The sequence below is a fragment of the Providencia sp. PROV109 genome, from assembly GCF_033681625.1.
Taxonomy (GTDB): Bacteria; Pseudomonadota; Gammaproteobacteria; order Enterobacterales; family Enterobacteriaceae; genus Providencia; species Providencia hangzhouensis.
Genome location: NZ_CP096320.1, coordinates 2,180,075 through 2,195,220, shown reverse-complemented (window position 1 = coordinate 2,195,220; position 15,146 = coordinate 2,180,075). Strand labels below are relative to the sequence as shown.

General features: G+C 39.5%; 16 protein-coding genes. 7 read left to right on the top strand and 9 right to left on the bottom strand.

Annotation, left to right across the window (positions count from 1 at the left end):
- Positions 1-10: 10 nt before the first annotated feature.
- Together M1F25_RS10165 and M1F25_RS10160 are read right to left on the bottom strand one after the other, a co-directional pair.
- Entirely contained in the window at positions 11-1,354 is a 1,344-nt protein-coding gene (locus tag M1F25_RS10165; protein ID WP_110591634.1) for a radical SAM protein, read from the bottom strand.
- A gap of 658 nt (positions 1,355-2,012) precedes the next feature.
- Complete coding sequence (locus M1F25_RS10160; RefSeq protein WP_004264035.1) at positions 2,013-2,492, bottom strand: Lrp/AsnC family transcriptional regulator; 480 nt, start codon at positions 2,490-2,492, stop codon at positions 2,013-2,015.
- Between the two features lie 155 nt (positions 2,493-2,647).
- On the opposite strand from M1F25_RS10160, the gene M1F25_RS10155 reads away from it, so the two are divergent.
- The gene (locus M1F25_RS10155; protein WP_004264031.1) at positions 2,648-3,259 is read left to right on the top strand and encodes a LysE family translocator; all 612 of its coding nucleotides are present in this window, start codon (positions 2,648-2,650) and stop codon (positions 3,257-3,259) included.
- On the opposite strand, the gene M1F25_RS10150 is transcribed toward M1F25_RS10155, so the two are convergent.
- Both M1F25_RS10150 and M1F25_RS10145 read right to left on the bottom strand, forming a co-directional pair.
- Positions 3,256-3,822: a HutD family protein gene (locus M1F25_RS10150; protein WP_226616984.1), complete on the bottom strand. Its 567-nt coding sequence runs from the start codon at positions 3,820-3,822 to the stop codon at positions 3,256-3,258. The genes M1F25_RS10155 and M1F25_RS10150 overlap by 4 nt on opposite strands.
- A gap of 95 nt (positions 3,823-3,917) precedes the next feature.
- Positions 3,918-5,342, bottom strand: coding sequence for a PLP-dependent aminotransferase family protein (locus M1F25_RS10145; RefSeq protein ID WP_004264022.1), 1,425 nt, complete (start codon positions 5,340-5,342; stop codon positions 3,918-3,920).
- Positions 5,343-5,589: 247 nt separating this feature from the next.
- On the opposite strand from M1F25_RS10145, the gene M1F25_RS10140 reads away from it, so the two are divergent.
- The 5 genes from M1F25_RS10140 to zinT all read left to right on the top strand — a co-directional run bounded on the left by M1F25_RS10140 (position 5,590) and on the right by zinT (position 9,980).
- Positions 5,590-6,927 (top strand): cytochrome ubiquinol oxidase subunit I, encoded by a 1,338-nt coding sequence (locus tag M1F25_RS10140; RefSeq protein ID WP_112307407.1) that lies wholly within the window; start codon positions 5,590-5,592, stop codon positions 6,925-6,927.
- Entirely contained in the window at positions 6,917-7,927 is a 1,011-nt protein-coding gene (gene cydB / locus M1F25_RS10135; RefSeq protein WP_181489640.1) for a cytochrome d ubiquinol oxidase subunit II, read from the top strand. Before M1F25_RS10140 ends, cydB begins: the two co-directional genes overlap by 11 nt.
- A gap of 4 nt (positions 7,928-7,931) precedes the next feature.
- Positions 7,932-8,063 (top strand): DUF2474 domain-containing protein, encoded by a 132-nt coding sequence (locus tag M1F25_RS10130; protein WP_306821397.1) that lies wholly within the window; start codon positions 7,932-7,934, stop codon positions 8,061-8,063.
- Positions 8,064-8,277: 214 nt separating this feature from the next.
- Positions 8,278-9,117 (top strand): siderophore-interacting protein, encoded by an 840-nt coding sequence (locus M1F25_RS10125; RefSeq protein WP_094962487.1) that lies wholly within the window; start codon positions 8,278-8,280, stop codon positions 9,115-9,117.
- A gap of 218 nt (positions 9,118-9,335) precedes the next feature.
- On the top strand, positions 9,336-9,980 hold the full coding sequence (gene zinT / locus M1F25_RS10120) for a metal-binding protein ZinT (protein ID WP_004264004.1): 645 nt from the start codon (positions 9,336-9,338) through the stop codon (positions 9,978-9,980).
- A 74-nt stretch (positions 9,981-10,054) separates the two neighbouring features.
- On the opposite strand, the gene phoH is transcribed toward zinT, so the two are convergent.
- From phoH to M1F25_RS10100, 4 genes are all read right to left on the bottom strand, one after another.
- Positions 10,055-10,840, bottom strand: coding sequence for a phosphate starvation-inducible protein PhoH (gene phoH, locus M1F25_RS10115; RefSeq protein WP_094962486.1), 786 nt, complete (start codon positions 10,838-10,840; stop codon positions 10,055-10,057).
- Between the two features lie 495 nt (positions 10,841-11,335).
- Positions 11,336-12,289 (bottom strand): endonuclease, encoded by a 954-nt coding sequence (locus tag M1F25_RS10110; protein ID WP_226616991.1) that lies wholly within the window; start codon positions 12,287-12,289, stop codon positions 11,336-11,338.
- A 298-nt stretch (positions 12,290-12,587) separates the two neighbouring features.
- On the bottom strand, positions 12,588-13,058 hold the full coding sequence (locus tag M1F25_RS10105) for a threonine/serine exporter (RefSeq protein WP_112307410.1): 471 nt from the start codon (positions 13,056-13,058) through the stop codon (positions 12,588-12,590).
- Positions 13,049-13,861 carry a threonine/serine ThrE exporter family protein gene (locus M1F25_RS10100; RefSeq protein WP_004263992.1) on the bottom strand — a complete coding sequence of 271 codons (813 nt, stop codon included), beginning with the start codon at positions 13,859-13,861 and terminating at the stop codon, positions 13,049-13,051. Before M1F25_RS10100 ends, M1F25_RS10105 begins: the two co-directional genes overlap by 10 nt.
- A 198-nt stretch (positions 13,862-14,059) precedes the next feature.
- On the opposite strand from M1F25_RS10100, the gene M1F25_RS10095 reads away from it, so the two are divergent.
- The gene (locus tag M1F25_RS10095) at positions 14,060-14,701 is read left to right on the top strand and encodes a TetR/AcrR family transcriptional regulator (protein WP_094962483.1); all 642 of its coding nucleotides are present in this window, start codon (positions 14,060-14,062) and stop codon (positions 14,699-14,701) included.
- Here M1F25_RS10095 and M1F25_RS10090 read toward each other — a convergent pair.
- Complete coding sequence (locus M1F25_RS10090) at positions 14,698-15,099, bottom strand: hypothetical protein (RefSeq protein ID WP_226616985.1); 402 nt, start codon at positions 15,097-15,099, stop codon at positions 14,698-14,700. The genes M1F25_RS10095 and M1F25_RS10090 overlap by 4 nt on opposite strands.
- Positions 15,100-15,146: the final 47 nt, after the last annotated feature.

Below are 15,146 nucleotides of genomic sequence, written 5' to 3'. Positions count from 1 at the left end.
AAATGTTTCCCTACAGGTCAGTCAATAAAAATTCAGTGGGTGTGGTGAGTTCAACTCGCACTTCTTTAATTAAAGGATTGCCCTGTTCATCGGGCTCAATAATGTGGGAAGTCAATGCAATAGGTAGTTTGGCTAGCGGGGTTAATAAGCAAATTGCTTCAGGATTAAACTGCAAAAATCCATGCAACAATTCTTGATGATAAGAAACGCCTGCGTTTTTCAATAAAACCGCCACTTTTTCACAATCGTCACCAAAAACTTTGGCGCTTTTAAAAAAATAATCCCGAGAGGAAAAAATATAATGCTTTCCTATTATTTGTTCGTTGTGTTCAAAAAAAGCATTACTTTGGTACACTTGCCCAGTATGCTTATTTTCTAAAGAGCAGTAGTGCACTCCAATAGATAACTGATTTTCTAGTGCAAATTTAAGAACACGGAGGCAGGCTAGTTCACTCTGTGCGACAGCTAATCCACCTGCATACCAATAGTTGTAATACACCTCATAAGGTGGGTTTTTAAGCATGAACCCGCGAGTTTGATAAGCCTCGCTATTTGTTAGTGGAAAGCAAAACTCTAATAAATTGATACCATCAATACCAATATCATCAAGCTGAGTAAGTAATTGATACATCTGCGGTTCTGTACCGGGGATCACGGGCATTTCCACCATTACAGTTGGAAAAATTTCGCGAGCTAAAGTAATGCGATGTAAAACTTTAGTAATTCGTTCTTTAGGATCATCAATTTTGATACTAAAGCGGATTTCTTGTAGACCAGCTTTAGCTAGAGCTAATGCCGTATTACGGTCTAATGGATCACCTGCTGTATATAAACGGCTATGAGCTAAAGGTAATTTCTGTTGGACTGCTTGGAAAAACGCAATGCTTTCTTGGCGAAAAAGTAAAGGTTCCCCTCCTGTTAATGCGATATGGGTAAGTGGATAGCCTTGTTCTGCTATCGCATCAACTTCACCAATAGCATCACGCATTTCCTCTTGAAATTCCTGATAATTTTCTTGATTTGGGTTAAAGCAAAAGTAACAATCGCGGTGGCATTTTAAGGACAAAAATGTCGTGTGGCTCCCTTCCCCTGTACGGCATTGTACACAAGCACTTGATAACCAATTACAATGTATACTCTTTCCATTATTCGCAAAAATTGCGCCTTTACTTTTTATATCTAGTTTGAGTTGTTCAATCTCATGTTGCTGTGCAAAAGGGTCTTCAAAATTAAGTCCATATTCGATAATTGCCTGCTGTGTTTGCTGTTCAATATCCAAATAGCGAATAGCATAACGCTTAAACTTTTGGTTATTTACTGTAGAGATTGTTCTATCTGTAATAGGATAGATCATAAATTTACCTTCAATTTATGAGCAAATAGTTCCTATTATTCGTTGAATTTTCAATTGGACTCAGATCGCAAATAATCAATTAATAGACGGGTATGACAATACCTGTGACAATTAGAAAAATGCTTATAAAGACTCACATCATTACCGATTAAATTGAAAATATTTTTTAAATAAGAAATATTCGCATTATTTTATTTTGATTTAGTATTAATGGCAGTATAAGTTAGTGGCATTATATGATGTTGCGCAAGATCAAAAAAACTTTCCTTTCATTATTTATATATCAACCAATTAGCTGATACTGCCAGCATAGCCAAATTATTACTCAGCAACGTTCTCATTATATGAGAATAATCTCATCAAATAAGTCGCTATATAAAAACTAAATAGCCAATTAGACAATACTAAAAAATAAAATAAAACTAACCTGTTAACATTAAAATAATCATAATAATATTTCAATTTGTAAAATTAAAATTCAAAAAATGTTCATCCATTCATTTTTGTATTATTATTTATTTTTATCTTATAAAAATAAATCTCCCCAACAAATAAAGCATAGTGACTATTTATCCTTTTTATCATATTTAATTTATATAATTAAAATTAATCGTTAAGCATTTTCAATTTGTCACTATCGTTCTATTCGCTATTATCATCAAAGTGGTAAAGCATAAGTAACCTTAACCGTTTCCATTGGTACCTCCGTCTTAATACTTTGAATACTGCTAATTTGTGTTAAATGATCCGCATGGAAACGACGATATGAAGCTAAGTCTTCCGTCACAATACGGATCAGTGCATCACATTCCCCAGCCATTAGATGACATTCGACGACTTCAGGCATCTGTTTAATGTCTTCAACGAATTGGTTGATGGTTTTAGCATCCTGTGTTTTAAACCAAATACGAGCAAATAAAGAAAGGCCCGCTCCAATTTTACTGCCATCCAACACCGCTACATAACGTTTGATAACCCCAGCCTCTTCAAGTAATTTCACGCGACGTAGGCAAGGTGACGGGGAAAGCCCCACTTCTTTAGCTAATTCAATATTCTGAATTTTTCCATCTCTTTGTAATACTTGTAAGATATGCCTATCAATGGCATCCAGTTTTAGCCTACTTTCCTTCATTGGCATTCCCCCTCAATTTTATATTAATTAATGATATTAAATACCAATTTTTGTTTGTTTTAAAGCAATAAAAAAATCCAATATCATTGGATTATCGCTATAATTTTATCGCTACTGGCCAGTTGCGTGAAAATAACAATGAACAATAATGAGGAATTGAAATGGAGTTACAGAACTTACTCTTATTTAGCGCAACCGTGATCCCTTTAGTCTGCACACCAGGCCCAGACATTCTATTTATTTCCGCACAAGGATTATCGGGAGGAACCTCAGCGGCCTTGAAAGCGAATTTGGGTATTATATTGGGTTATGTGGCACATGCGATTCTGGCTGCACTTGGTTTAGCGGCGATTGTTGCAGCTTCACCCATGATTTTCCACACCATTAAATGGGTTGGGGTCGCTTATGTCACTTACCTTGCTATTCGCATGGTGTTATCTGCAATGAAAGCCGGAGACTTAAGAATTCAAACTGTGTCAACAAAGGCGGTCGTGGGTAAAGCATTTTTAACTAGCTTTCTTAACCCCAAAGGGTTACTGGTGTATTTTGCTATTTTACCGAATTTCATTAAGCTAACAGAAAGTGTCGCTGTCCAATCCTTGATACTTTCAGCCACTTTTATACTTTCGTGTGTCGTGATCTACGGCGTAATAGGTGCATTATTTGCATCCATGCATAATAAACAAGCTTATAATGATAAAAAACGTCGTATAACCGAAGGTGTTGCAGGTGGAATGCTAACGCTAGCCGCTATCGGTTTAGCAACCAGTTAGCGGGGTAATAACTCAATCCAGATTAACTTGCTATCGGTGCTAAGTGGTTTTATATCTCCTTCACCGATATCAGGTAACCACCACGCTCCTTGTCCTTGCGCCATATGATGGCAATTTGCCCCTGAAATTTCCCATTCGCCATTGAGCACGTAGACTAACCCCGCTTGGTTGGCGGGTAATCTACAATCTTCAGTGATGAAATAGTTTATAGCCACCCACCTATCATCTCGAAAAATAAAATTCATTAACTTAACTGATGGCTCTGAGACTTTTACCGCGCAAAATTGCTGAGCTGAAAATTGGGCGTGATCACCTGCGCGCTCTAGGCGATGCTCAAACGCTTTGGTATCGGTTAAAAGAAGCGGCTGGTCATTCAACAATACCACCAGCCTTTCCCCTTCTGCATAGCGCTTTAAATAGCTATCTTGGTTAATGGTTGCAATGCTTGCGCGTAATGAATAGTCCGATGCAACCGGCCAGCAAAACACTTCTTGGCTGGCCCCCGCACCATCATTCCAATCAAGGATAGGTAATTCCATTATGTCAAAACATTTTATTTTCACATTACCTCCCGTCTGTTGCTGCTAACACATTTAGATTTATACCTAGATTGGCAAAGTTAATCTTTCAGGGCAATGAATTAACGACGATAATGTGACTAATCACGCCTCTCATTGATTAAAAAGTGACATAAACGACCTAAAGTTTTCATTGCTTCCTCCACCCTCTCATTCCATGTAAACGATGCATTAAGACGAAATGCATGGTTAAACTGGTCACTTGTGGAAAACATGCTCCCCGGCGCGATACTGATCCCTTCTTTTAGTGCGAGTTGATACAACCGAATTGCATTAAACGGCGGTTCAAACTCTAGCCATAAAAAATACCCACCTTTTGGTGTATTAACTTTTACTGACTGAGGCATGTATTTTGCTATTGCACTCAACATTTGGTGCTGACGCTGTTCCATCGTTAAACGCAGTTTACGAAGGTGGCTGTCATATCCCCCTAATGATAAGTACTCCGCAATAGCTAATTGCGTGGGAACGCTGGCAGAAACGGTACTCATCATTTGTAAATGTTGAATTTTTGTCGCGTGTTGGCCTGCAGCCACCCAACCCACACGATACCCCGGTGCTAAACATTTCGAAAATGAAGAACAATGAAAGAAATTACCTTTAGTATCAAGTGCCTTTGCGGGTATTGGCTGTTTGCTACCAAAATAAAGTTCCCCATAAACATCGTCCTCAATTAAAGTAATTTGATGCTTATTAAGGATATCGACCAGACGTCTTTTGTTTGTTTGCGGCATCGTTCCGCCTAATGGATTTTGATAATGCGTCATTAGCCAACAGGCTTTAATTGGATATTTGCTCGCAATATCCTCTAATGCGTCAAGATCAATACCAAATAACGGGTCTGTTTTAATGGCAATGGCCTTAAGTTTTAACCGCTCAATTGCCTGAAGTGAACCATAGAATGCAGGAGATTCGATAACGACCCAATCCCCGGGCTGAGTCACCGATTGTAAACTCAAGACTAAAGATTCCATTGCCCCTGCTGTAATCACGATTTCATCCGGAGCGACATGGATCCCTTGGGTTGCATAACGCTGAGCAATGTTACGACGCAGTTGTTCATTACCAGGAGGCAAATTAGCCGGGGTATTAAATTTCGATAAGCGCCTAGCAACAGACGCAAGAGACTTCGCGAGTTTTGGATCATCCAATAAGGCGGGTTCTGGAAATGCAGAGCCAAATGGGATAATATTCGGGTCCTTACAAGCTTGTAGGACACCAAAAATAGAGGCATTAATCTCTACATTTTCATTCAAATGTAGCCCTTTTCCTCCTTTTGCGGCAGCAAATGCGTTATTGCGGTTTGCCACGTAATACCCTGATTGCGGCCGAGCAACGACCCATCCTTGGCTTTCAAGTAACTGATATGCTTGCACAACAGTCATTAAACTTAAACCAGACTGTTTAACACTTTCCCTCAATGAAGGTAATCTGTCGCCCACTTGCCAGATATTGTCTTCAATTTGCTGACGAATTTGCGCTGCTAATTGTTCGTATCTCGTCATAGCCGCCTCAACTGTTATAGTTAATATCCCAATAATTGTTACTATTATAGTTTATCGTCTCATGTTCTACTTATCCACACATTCACCTGACTTTTTTTTAACTATAAGCACAAAAAATTTTTCGTTGAATTGCGGTTATTTTGCATTCAGGTGTGAGCAATTCCTTTTGCTAGAGATTAGCGCCTCAATTGCTCTCATCAAAACGTTAAATATTGCGTGCCATTAACATATCCACTCAGGGGTCAATATGTTTGGACTAACTGCGCTGGAACTTGCCCGTATACAATTTGCTTTTACGGTCTCGTTTCATATTATTTTTCCAGCCATTACTATTGGGCTAGCAAGTTACCTTGCGGTGCTACAAGGTCTATGGCTTAAAACTCGTGACGAGGACTATATAAAACTGTTCCATTTTTGGTCGAAAGTTTTTGCGGTTAATTTCGGAATGGGCGTTGTTTCTGGATTGGTGATGGCATACCAATTTGGTACCAACTGGAGTTTCTTTTCAGATTTTGCGGGTGGAATTACCGGCCCATTGCTCACGTATGAGGTATTAACCGCGTTCTTTCTTGAAGCCGGTTTCCTTGGTGTCATGCTGTTTGGCATGAACCGAGTGGGTGAAAAACTGCACTTTTTTGCCACCTGCATGGTTGCATTAGGTACCATCATTTCCACTTTCTGGATTTTGGCATCTAACAGTTTTATGCAAACACCGCAAGGTTTCGAAATCATCGATGGGCGTATCGTTCCTGTTGATTGGCTTGCGGTTATTTTCAACCCATCGTTTCCATACCGTTTATTGCACATGACCACGGCTGCTTTCCTTGCTGCGGCATTCTTTATTGGTGCTTCTGCGGCATGGCATTTACTCAAAGGCAATAAATCCAGTGCCATGAAAAAAATGTTTTCCATGTCCCTGTGGTTGATTTTAGTGTTAGCCCCTGTTCAAGCTTTAATCGGTGATGCTCACGGCCTAAACACACTTAAACATCAACCTGTTAAAGTGGCTGCAATGGAAGGTCACTGGGAAAATAAACCTGGAGAAGCCACTCCGCTTATCTTATTTGGTATACCAAACCAAGAAAAAGAAAAAACAGAATTTGCTATCGAAATCCCTTATTTAGCAAGCCTGATTTTAACCCACAGTATCGACAAACAAGTGCCTGCGTTAAAAGAATACGCGCCAGAAGATAGGCCTAACGTGTTTATGGTGTTTTGGTCATTCCGCGTAATGGTCGGGCTCGGCTTATTAATGATCGCGGCTGGAGTCTGGGGTTTATGGCTACGTTATCGTAAAAACCTGTATGAATCCAAAACCTTCCTACGCTTTATGTTCGTCATGGCTCCTTCTGGTTTGATTGCCATTTTAGCGGGTTGGTTTACAACAGAAATAGGCCGTCAGCCATGGGTTGTTTATGGGCTACAACGAACCTCTGATGCGGTCAGTGCACATGGTGAAATACACATGAGCATCAGTTTAATCGCCTTCTTTGTGGTTTACGGTGGGGTTTTCGGTATCGGCTACATGTACATGATGAAATTAATTCGTAAAGGCATCGCGGAGGACGCAGCTCATGGGCATTGATTTACCTCTCATTTGGTTTGTCATCATCGTATTTAGTATGTTGATGTATATTGTTATGGATGGGTTCGATTTAGGCATTGGGATCCTTTACCCTGCGCTAAAAGATAGCCAAGACCGTGATCTGATGATGAATAGCGTTGCCCCTGTGTGGGATGGCAATGAAACTTGGTTAGTTTTAGGTGGAGCCGCTTTATTTGGCGCCTTTCCTCTCGCTTATGCGATTGTCCTTGATGCCTTGTCAATTCCGTTAACTTTCATGTTATTGGCCTTGATTTTCCGTGGTGTCGCCTTTGAGTTTCGCTTTAGAGCAGACGAATCACACCGCCGCCATTGGGATCACGCCTTTATTTGGGGTTCAATTTTTGCCACCTTTGTTCAAGGTGTGGTAGTTGGTGCCTTTATCCAAGGCTTCCATGTGGAAAACCGTGTTTACATGGGGGGTTACTTCGATTGGTTCGCGCCTTTCCCACTATTTTGCGGATTTGGCCTCGTGGTCGCTTATGCACTACTAGCTTGTGGCTGGTTAATCATGAAAACTGAAGGCCACTTACGTAGCACAATGTATCGCGTTCTAAAACTATTAACATTACTGATGTTAGCGGTCATTGCAGTAATCAGCTTCTGGACCCCAATGTTAAATGAGGCAATCTTTGAGCGTTGGTTCTCACTGCCGAACCTGTTCTTCTTTTTACCTGTTCCGTTACTGGTATTAGCCTGTACTTGGTTGATCCTAAAAAACGCTAAGCGCCAACAACATGACAGCGTGCCATTCTTAGCGGCTTTAATGTTAATTTTCCTTGGGTTTACTGGTCTAGGTATCAGCATCTGGCCAACGCTCATTCCACCTGCAATAAGTTTCCGTGATGCCGCAGGCCCATCCGAAAGTTTAGGCTTTATGTTAGTGGGTGCGTTATTCATTATTCCTGTTATTTTGGTTTATACCTATTGGAGTTACTATGTCTTCAGAGGAAAAATTACCCCAGAGCAAGGCTACCACTGATAGCGTGAGTGCCTCTCCTTGGTGGAAAAAACTCGGTTGGATGGCCATTATCTGGTTCGGAAGTGTACTTGCTTTATTTGCATTTTCGTCAGTGTTTAAATTGATGATGACCGCCGCTGGAATGAAAGTGAAGTAATTTACCGTTCGATATGCCGTATGCTAAAAATCATACGGCATTTTTATTAAAATTAACGATTCATCACCGTGAATTGCCCTCTCTACTGCTGAAAATCTCTCTATATAAATATCCGCCCCCAATCATCCGCTAGCGGTTGCAACTTGCAAGTTTATTCATGATAATGATAATAATTACCATATAATAAAATTATCATTAATAAAGGAGATCGTCCGTGGCCACTGAACAACCTGTTGAAAAAAACATTTACCGCCCGGCTCCACCACAGCTCATTCAAGTCAAATCCATAACCGATATCAGCCCATCTATTCGTAGTATTACTTTCACCGGTGAAAGACTCAATACATACCCAACAGATTGTGAAGGTGGGCACCTGAAAATATTTTTAGCCCCTGATTTAATCAGCCAGCCCGCACTCCCTATCCTAAGTAAAGAAGGCCGTAGCTGGCCAGAAGACAAACCTCGCCCATTTGTTCGTACCTATACCGTCAGAGCCATCCGTCCAGAAGTTAGCGAGATAGATATTGAATTTGCTATGCATGATGGCGCAACTGGCCCTGCATATCTATTTGCTCGGGATGCAAAACCAGGAAATTGGATGGGAATTACCAACCCAGGTGGCCCAGACCCATTATTACCTGCCAGACAACATTACTTCATGGCTGGTGATTCAAGTTCCCTACCCGCTATCGCCGCATTATTAGAAAAAATGCCAGCGAATGCCCAAGGCAAAGTTGTACTACGATTAGATAACCCAAAAGACGTAAGAGAACTAAAAAAACCTGAACAAGTTGAGGTGATTTGGGTTTGTGGTGATATCACCAAAACCGCTGAATTAATTAGCACATTTAAGTCTTGGGACATCCCAAGCAGCGACTGCGCTTTCTGGATTGCAGGTGAAGACCAAATTATTCGTGATTTGCGTCGTTATATTCGTCGTGAAAAAGGTTTTGGTCGTGATGATATCTATGCGATCCCTTACTGGCGATATGGCTATGATGAGGAAGGTTACCATCATGAGCGCCATGCTGTAATGGATAATCCTGACGATTAACCTCACTTCAAATATTTAGTTCGCTTATTGGTTTATAAATTCTAATAAGTGAACTTATTTCCTGATCTTGCCTGTCTCCACCAAGTTGTTAGCCATTATATTCCTCAACAATAAACTCCCTAAAATACTTTTCATACCTATTAATGTTATGTTATAACATAATGGTTTTTTATGGTCGCTATATTCACTACAAAAATAGGAAAACCACTGTGTACAAAATGGCAATTTTAAAAACTAGTCTTTATATTGCATTAGCTCTCACTAGCTATACTGCTGCTGCTCATGGCTCACATAGTCACTCCCATCCACAATCAGAGAAAGCGCTACAAGCTTCAAAAGGGATTTTTGAAGATACTGACGTCAAAGATAGATCTCTTAGTGACTGGCAAGGCATCTGGGAATCTGTTAATCCATTGCTATTAAATGGAAAACTTGATGAGGTTCTAGAAAGTAAAGCGAAGAAAAATAAAGACAAAACTGTTGAAGAGTATCGTGAATATTATAAAAAAGGTTATGCCACTGATGTTGACAGTATTGGTATTGAAAACGATGTTATTGAGTTTACTCAAAATGGTACTGTAAGTAGCTGTAAATATGACTACGCCGGTTACAAAATTCTTCATTATACTTCAGGAAAAAAAGGCGTTCGTTACTTATTTGAATGCAAAGATGCAAACTCAAAAGCGCCTAAATTTATCCAGTTTAGTGACCATATTATTGAACCACAAGCCTCGGGGCATTTTCACCTATATATGGGAAATGAATCTCAGGAAAAATTATTAAGTCAGCTAGAAAATTGGCCAACTTATTACCCATATACCCTCACAGATGAGCAAATCGTACATGAGATGCTCTATCACTAATCGGCTTCCTATATAGGAGTCTAACCTATGCCCCGTGGGTAAATCGCGGGGCATATAGTTAATAGCAATGCTAATTAGTGGTTATAAGCCAATAATGCCTTATGGCATAATTGTGATCTCACACAATCCTCTATAGTAAAATTCACCATTGAAACCATTTCATCACTACTAAAACGTTGTAATGCATCAGCTAACCCTGAAGACACACCTTCTGGTAAATCACACTGGGTCACATCACCATTGACTATCACCGTCACATTTTCACCAAGCCGAGTTAAAAACATTTTCATTTGAGTGACTGTGACATTCTGAGCCTCATCTAATATCACGACGGCATTTTCAAATGTTCGGCCTCGCATATAAGCAAATGGGGCTATTTCCACTTTAGCAATTTCGGGACGCAAACAATATTGCAAAAAAGATGCGCCGAGCCTTTTCACCAAGACGTCATAGACTGGGCGAAAGTAAGGCGCAAACTTTTCTGACATATCCCCCGGTAAAAAACCGAGATCTTCCTCCGCTTGAAGAACGGGCCTTGTCACAATGATCTTATTGATATCTTTATGAATTAACGCATCAGCCGCAAGTGCAGTACTGATGTAAGTTTTACCACATCCCGCTTCGCCATTCGCAAAAATTAATTGCTTATGTTTAATGGAATTAATATAGAGTTTTTGAGCTTCATTTCTGGGCAATATAGGGGATTCATCACGCCGTTCTTTTGCCATACCGATAGCTTCAATGCCAGTAAATTCAGCAAATGATGCGACGTTATTGATATCAAAACGACCTGAGCGATCTTTGCGTGATGAACGTTTCATTTCACGGCGTGCCTTTGTTGCAGCTTTCTGTCTACTCATAGTATTAACCCTTCCAGGTATCAGTGATGTCAATTCAAATGACGGACTATTCAAAACAGAGGCGAGCTCCCTTCAAGCTCAAAGTTAATATCAAATATCTATTATGTGGCTGTAACTCCATGCCATAACTCGGCTAATAAAAAAACCGGTTACCAATCTCACCATGGAAATCTCATGATGGAGTGGTAACCGGCTTTGTGTTCTCGTGTACAAACACTTATTTCCCATTAGTTTCTCCTGTAACAGCGATACTTTTAAACTAATGAATCTATGTGACAGTAATATGACGAACTGCAATATTTTTTGTGCCCCAATGAGTCCATGTTTTTATTGCAGTTTTCACTGCTTTAAATATAGCGTCATTTTTTTTGATAAAGCAACATTTTTCTAACAAAATTTTGGGCGTTTATTAAATTTTTTCGTTATCACACATAAAAACAAAAAAAGTAAAACCACAATAATCAGCTAGTTAACTATTGTGGTTTGAAAGGATAATTAGCGTATTTTACAATTTCCCGCTAACTCAAAACCTGCGGCTTTAGCCGATTGCTCGTCAGTGAAGATGACGGCATTTTTATCAGCGATGGTATTGAAGCTAGCGCAATGTGAAAAATGATATTTTTTAGAATTACGATTACCTTTAATTTCAACCGCATCTGATACAATAGATTTATCTTCTATTACTTGAGGCTGATTTAAGGGTGAGACTGGTGAAATATTAACTCCCTCTGCGCTATTTTTATGATTTAAATTCCATTTTTTCTCCCCTGTCACAAATGGGTTATGATGCCCCATTACCTTAGCGATTCGATTATCTCGCTTGATTTCCCAAGAGGTTGGAGGATATTTATTATCCCAAGCCATCAATAACTGTTGTTGTTGACGTGACATAGACAAGTTATAGCGGTCATGCATATAAAAATATACTCGGGCTACCTGCCCTTTGGCTTCATCTCTTGGCTCAAAGACTTTTTGTTTAAAATCAACTCGGCTACGGCACATTCCGTATGGATACGGTGTATTAGTGGATAATTGCCCAAAACTAAAATTGCTTCTATCACCATTCACTTCACCAATAGAAGGCGCTAAATTATGCATATCTGCTTCCATTCGGCCAAAAATAGGGTCACTAGACACACAGTTTTTCCGCCCCCCTTTTTGCCAGCATTGCCTTTGATGACCAAACACCCATGCTGGAACAATATGCTCCCATTCAATACGCTCAGCTCGGTTCTGTTGTTTACGCACTTGGTAGCCACAAGAGGCTAAGTCAACCTTTCCCCCGCTTTTTCCTACCCATTCCCACTGGCAACCACAATATATTGTTCCCTCTCCTTGATGATTTTGATCTGCATAAACCTGCGTTTTACTTAGCACTTTAGCTTCTGTAAACGAATTTGGTGCGGAAAATGAAAAAGCAGAGAAAAGAAATAATAGAATCGAAAAAATGAATTGATAATATTTGGACAAGCTAAATTGTTTCAAAATAACACCACTAATAAGAATATATGCGAAGAATTAATATAAATGCATTAGTTTTTCCTCTAACACATTAATGCATAAGAAGAAATATCACATATTCTAATCAAATAGTAGCATAAATGATATCAGAGATGACCCAATTTTATGGCTCACCATCCATATCGGAATTTATGCAGCTTTAATAGGATATCTAAGTCTTATTAGTAAAAAGTAAAGTATGACTTACTCACATAACGAGAATGCCAGTAAGCCACGCCATTAAAAATTACACGCTTGGTCTTTTGCGATATAACCATAAACCAGGTAAAGAAATACCAATAGACAAGGCTCCAACAATGAAAGAGGCTTTTAAGAAATTAGTCACTAGAACTTCAACTAATTCAGGGTCATAGCCAAATTGCGATATTTTAACGACTGAAATCATTGCAATATAGGCACTAATACCTGGAAACATTGGGATCACGGCAGCAACAGTAAACACTTTAGGATGAGCTAACCACCAACGCGACCACTGAATACCGATAATACCGATTAAAATTGCAGCAAGAAAACTTGCCCACTCAATTTGCAATCCTAATGTCATCAGTATCATTCTAAAGCCATAGCCAATAGCACCCAATAAGGCACAATATTTCAATGCCCTTACAGGCACATTAAATACCATAGCAAACCCTGCTGCCGGTATAGCGGCTAATAGCATTTTCTCACATAAAGAGAATAGAAATTCTATGCCCATTCTTTTAAACCCCAGATTGTCATTGCTAACACAACCCCAATACAGGTAGCCAAAGTGAGAAGGCTCGCCATTGTCCAACGCGCTAATCCTGTATTAACATGCCCTTTAAACATATCAGCGACTGCATTAATTAATGGAAAGCCGGGAACTAAAAGCAATACACTGGCAGCCATCGAAATTGTTTCAGTCACAGCCAAATACGGTATTTTCAATAATAAACCTGAGACCGTGGTAGCAACAAAGGCAGTAATACAAAAATTAATTAACGGATTCATTTGATGGGAAGTTAACACTTGCCGCACATACATTGCACAACCGCTGGCTAAAAATGTAATTAACGCACTCTCCCATCCACCTCCATTCAACCTACTAAAACAAGCACAAGATAGTGCCACCATCAGCACCATTAACCATCGAGGATAACGCAACGGTTTAATTGATAATAATTTCTTTTTTAATTGTTTTCGGTCTAACAAATGATGTTCGACTAGGATGACTGCATGCTGAACTTCAGTAACAACATGCATATTTATACCGCGGTCAATAATGCGTCGTGTTGACGTTAAGCAGCGACCATCAATTATAGTGGTTAAAACTAATGAATTAGATGAAATAGCACTATCGACTTGGCTTGCTCCAAGTGCAATACCCAAACGGGTCGTCAATTGTTCAACGAGCATACTTTCAGCGCCATGTTGCAATAACAATAAACCACACTCAATACATAGCCGAGTTACCTCACGTTGCTGATTAACAGGATCATCTTGGTCTGTTTTTTGCTCATTTAATACATGCTCTGTCATCTTGCCCCCAACATTGTGACAACCATTCAGATATCTACCTAAACATGTTAATCTTTATAAATATCATAAAGACAAATATCAGCTTAAATGATGATCTCTTTCAGGTAAATCTGTGATTGAGGTAACGTGATTTAAACTATTTCGTAAAATTTGTTATGTTATTTTCTTATTGAAGACAAATTGTAGGATTAACCATTCATGAATAGCCCTCTAACAGCTAAAACCCCAAAAGGCCAACGTCGGCATCAGGCGTTGATCACTGCAGCAACTGAAATTTTTCTGCAATATGGGTTTGAAGGCGCAACTCTGGATATGATTATTGAACGTGCTGGGGGCTCTCGCTCAACCTTATATAAAAATTTTGGTGATAAAGAAGGGTTATTTGCTGCAGTTATTGCATCAATGATTGATGATATTTTTCAAGAGCCCGACGAAAAAACACCACCACTGGATACGATTGAGTCCATACTTTCTTTTTATGGTTCTCGATTTTTATTGAATGTACTTAAGCCTGAATCCATTGGGTTATACCGGTTAATTTTAGGTGAATACAACCGTTTCCCAGAAATAACTCACGCATTTTTTGAGCAAGGTCCAGTAAAAAGCTATCGTCTGTTGACACAAAAATTGGCTTTGCTTCCTGACGTTAAAGTGGATGAAAAAACATTGTTAAGCATTTCTTCACGCTACCTAGAAATGCTAAAAGCAGATGTGTTTATCACCACTTTCTGTATTGCTGATTTCAAGCCCAGCGATGAATTTATTCAACAGCAAATTGCTATGTCTGTCGATATCATCGCCAGTTATATCCGTAAAATCAGTAAAACCACAGCCGACTAAGCTAGAACTGATTGGGCTTGTTCTTTGGCTGCCATGGAATTATTTGCGATTAAAACTTGAGGGCCGTACAACGCAGACAGCATGGGTGCCATTCGTTCCATTTCTTCTTGATCTCGCCCGTCAGGTTGTAGGGTAACAACCAGAGCACGACAATGTTGCTCCATCGCTTCTTTTGCATCTTTCAACCAACGACGTATATATTTCATGCTTTCCATATCTTCTAAGGATGGTTTTTCTTTTTTAACCACCGGAGGATATATCAATACAAACTCATTTCTTCTTGCCAATAGCATATCCATTTCCTCTAACCATAAACGGGTTTCATCCATCGTTGAAGGAAATACATTCATCTCACAGATTGGCCAGCTTTCTGTTTCTATCATCTTTTTGTTCATCATAATCATCTCTTTTGTCATCATTATTCAAAGTGTACTCAAATGTACAC

Bases quoted from the DNA above. Each gene is read 5' to 3' on its own strand.
- M1F25_RS10165 (WP_110591634.1), bottom strand. From the start codon at position 1,354: ATGATCTATCCTATTACAGATAGAACAATCTCTACAGTAAATAACCAA.
- M1F25_RS10160 (WP_004264035.1), bottom strand. From the start codon at position 2,492: ATGCCAATGAAGGAAAGTAGGCTAAAACTGGATGCCATTGATAGGCAT.
- M1F25_RS10155 (WP_004264031.1), top strand. From the start codon at position 2,648: ATGGAGTTACAGAACTTACTCTTATTTAGCGCAACCGTGATCCCTTTA.
- M1F25_RS10145 (WP_004264022.1), bottom strand. From the start codon at position 5,342: ATGACGAGATACGAACAATTAGCAGCGCAAATTCGTCAGCAAATTGAA.
- M1F25_RS10140 (WP_112307407.1), top strand. From the start codon at position 5,590: ATGTTTGGACTAACTGCGCTGGAACTTGCCCGTATACAATTTGCTTTT.
- cydB (WP_181489640.1), top strand. From the start codon at position 6,917: ATGGGCATTGATTTACCTCTCATTTGGTTTGTCATCATCGTATTTAGT.
- zinT (WP_004264004.1), top strand. From the start codon at position 9,336: ATGGCAATTTTAAAAACTAGTCTTTATATTGCATTAGCTCTCACTAGC.
- phoH (WP_094962486.1), bottom strand. From the start codon at position 10,840: ATGAGTAGACAGAAAGCTGCAACAAAGGCACGCCGTGAAATGAAACGT.
- M1F25_RS10105 (WP_112307410.1), bottom strand. From the start codon at position 13,058: ATGGGCATAGAATTTCTATTCTCTTTATGTGAGAAAATGCTATTAGCC.
- M1F25_RS10100 (WP_004263992.1), bottom strand. From the start codon at position 13,861: ATGACAGAGCATGTATTAAATGAGCAAAAAACAGACCAAGATGATCCT.
- M1F25_RS10095 (WP_094962483.1), top strand. From the start codon at position 14,060: ATGAATAGCCCTCTAACAGCTAAAACCCCAAAAGGCCAACGTCGGCAT.
- M1F25_RS10090 (WP_226616985.1), bottom strand. From the start codon at position 15,099: ATGATGAACAAAAAGATGATAGAAACAGAAAGCTGGCCAATCTGTGAG.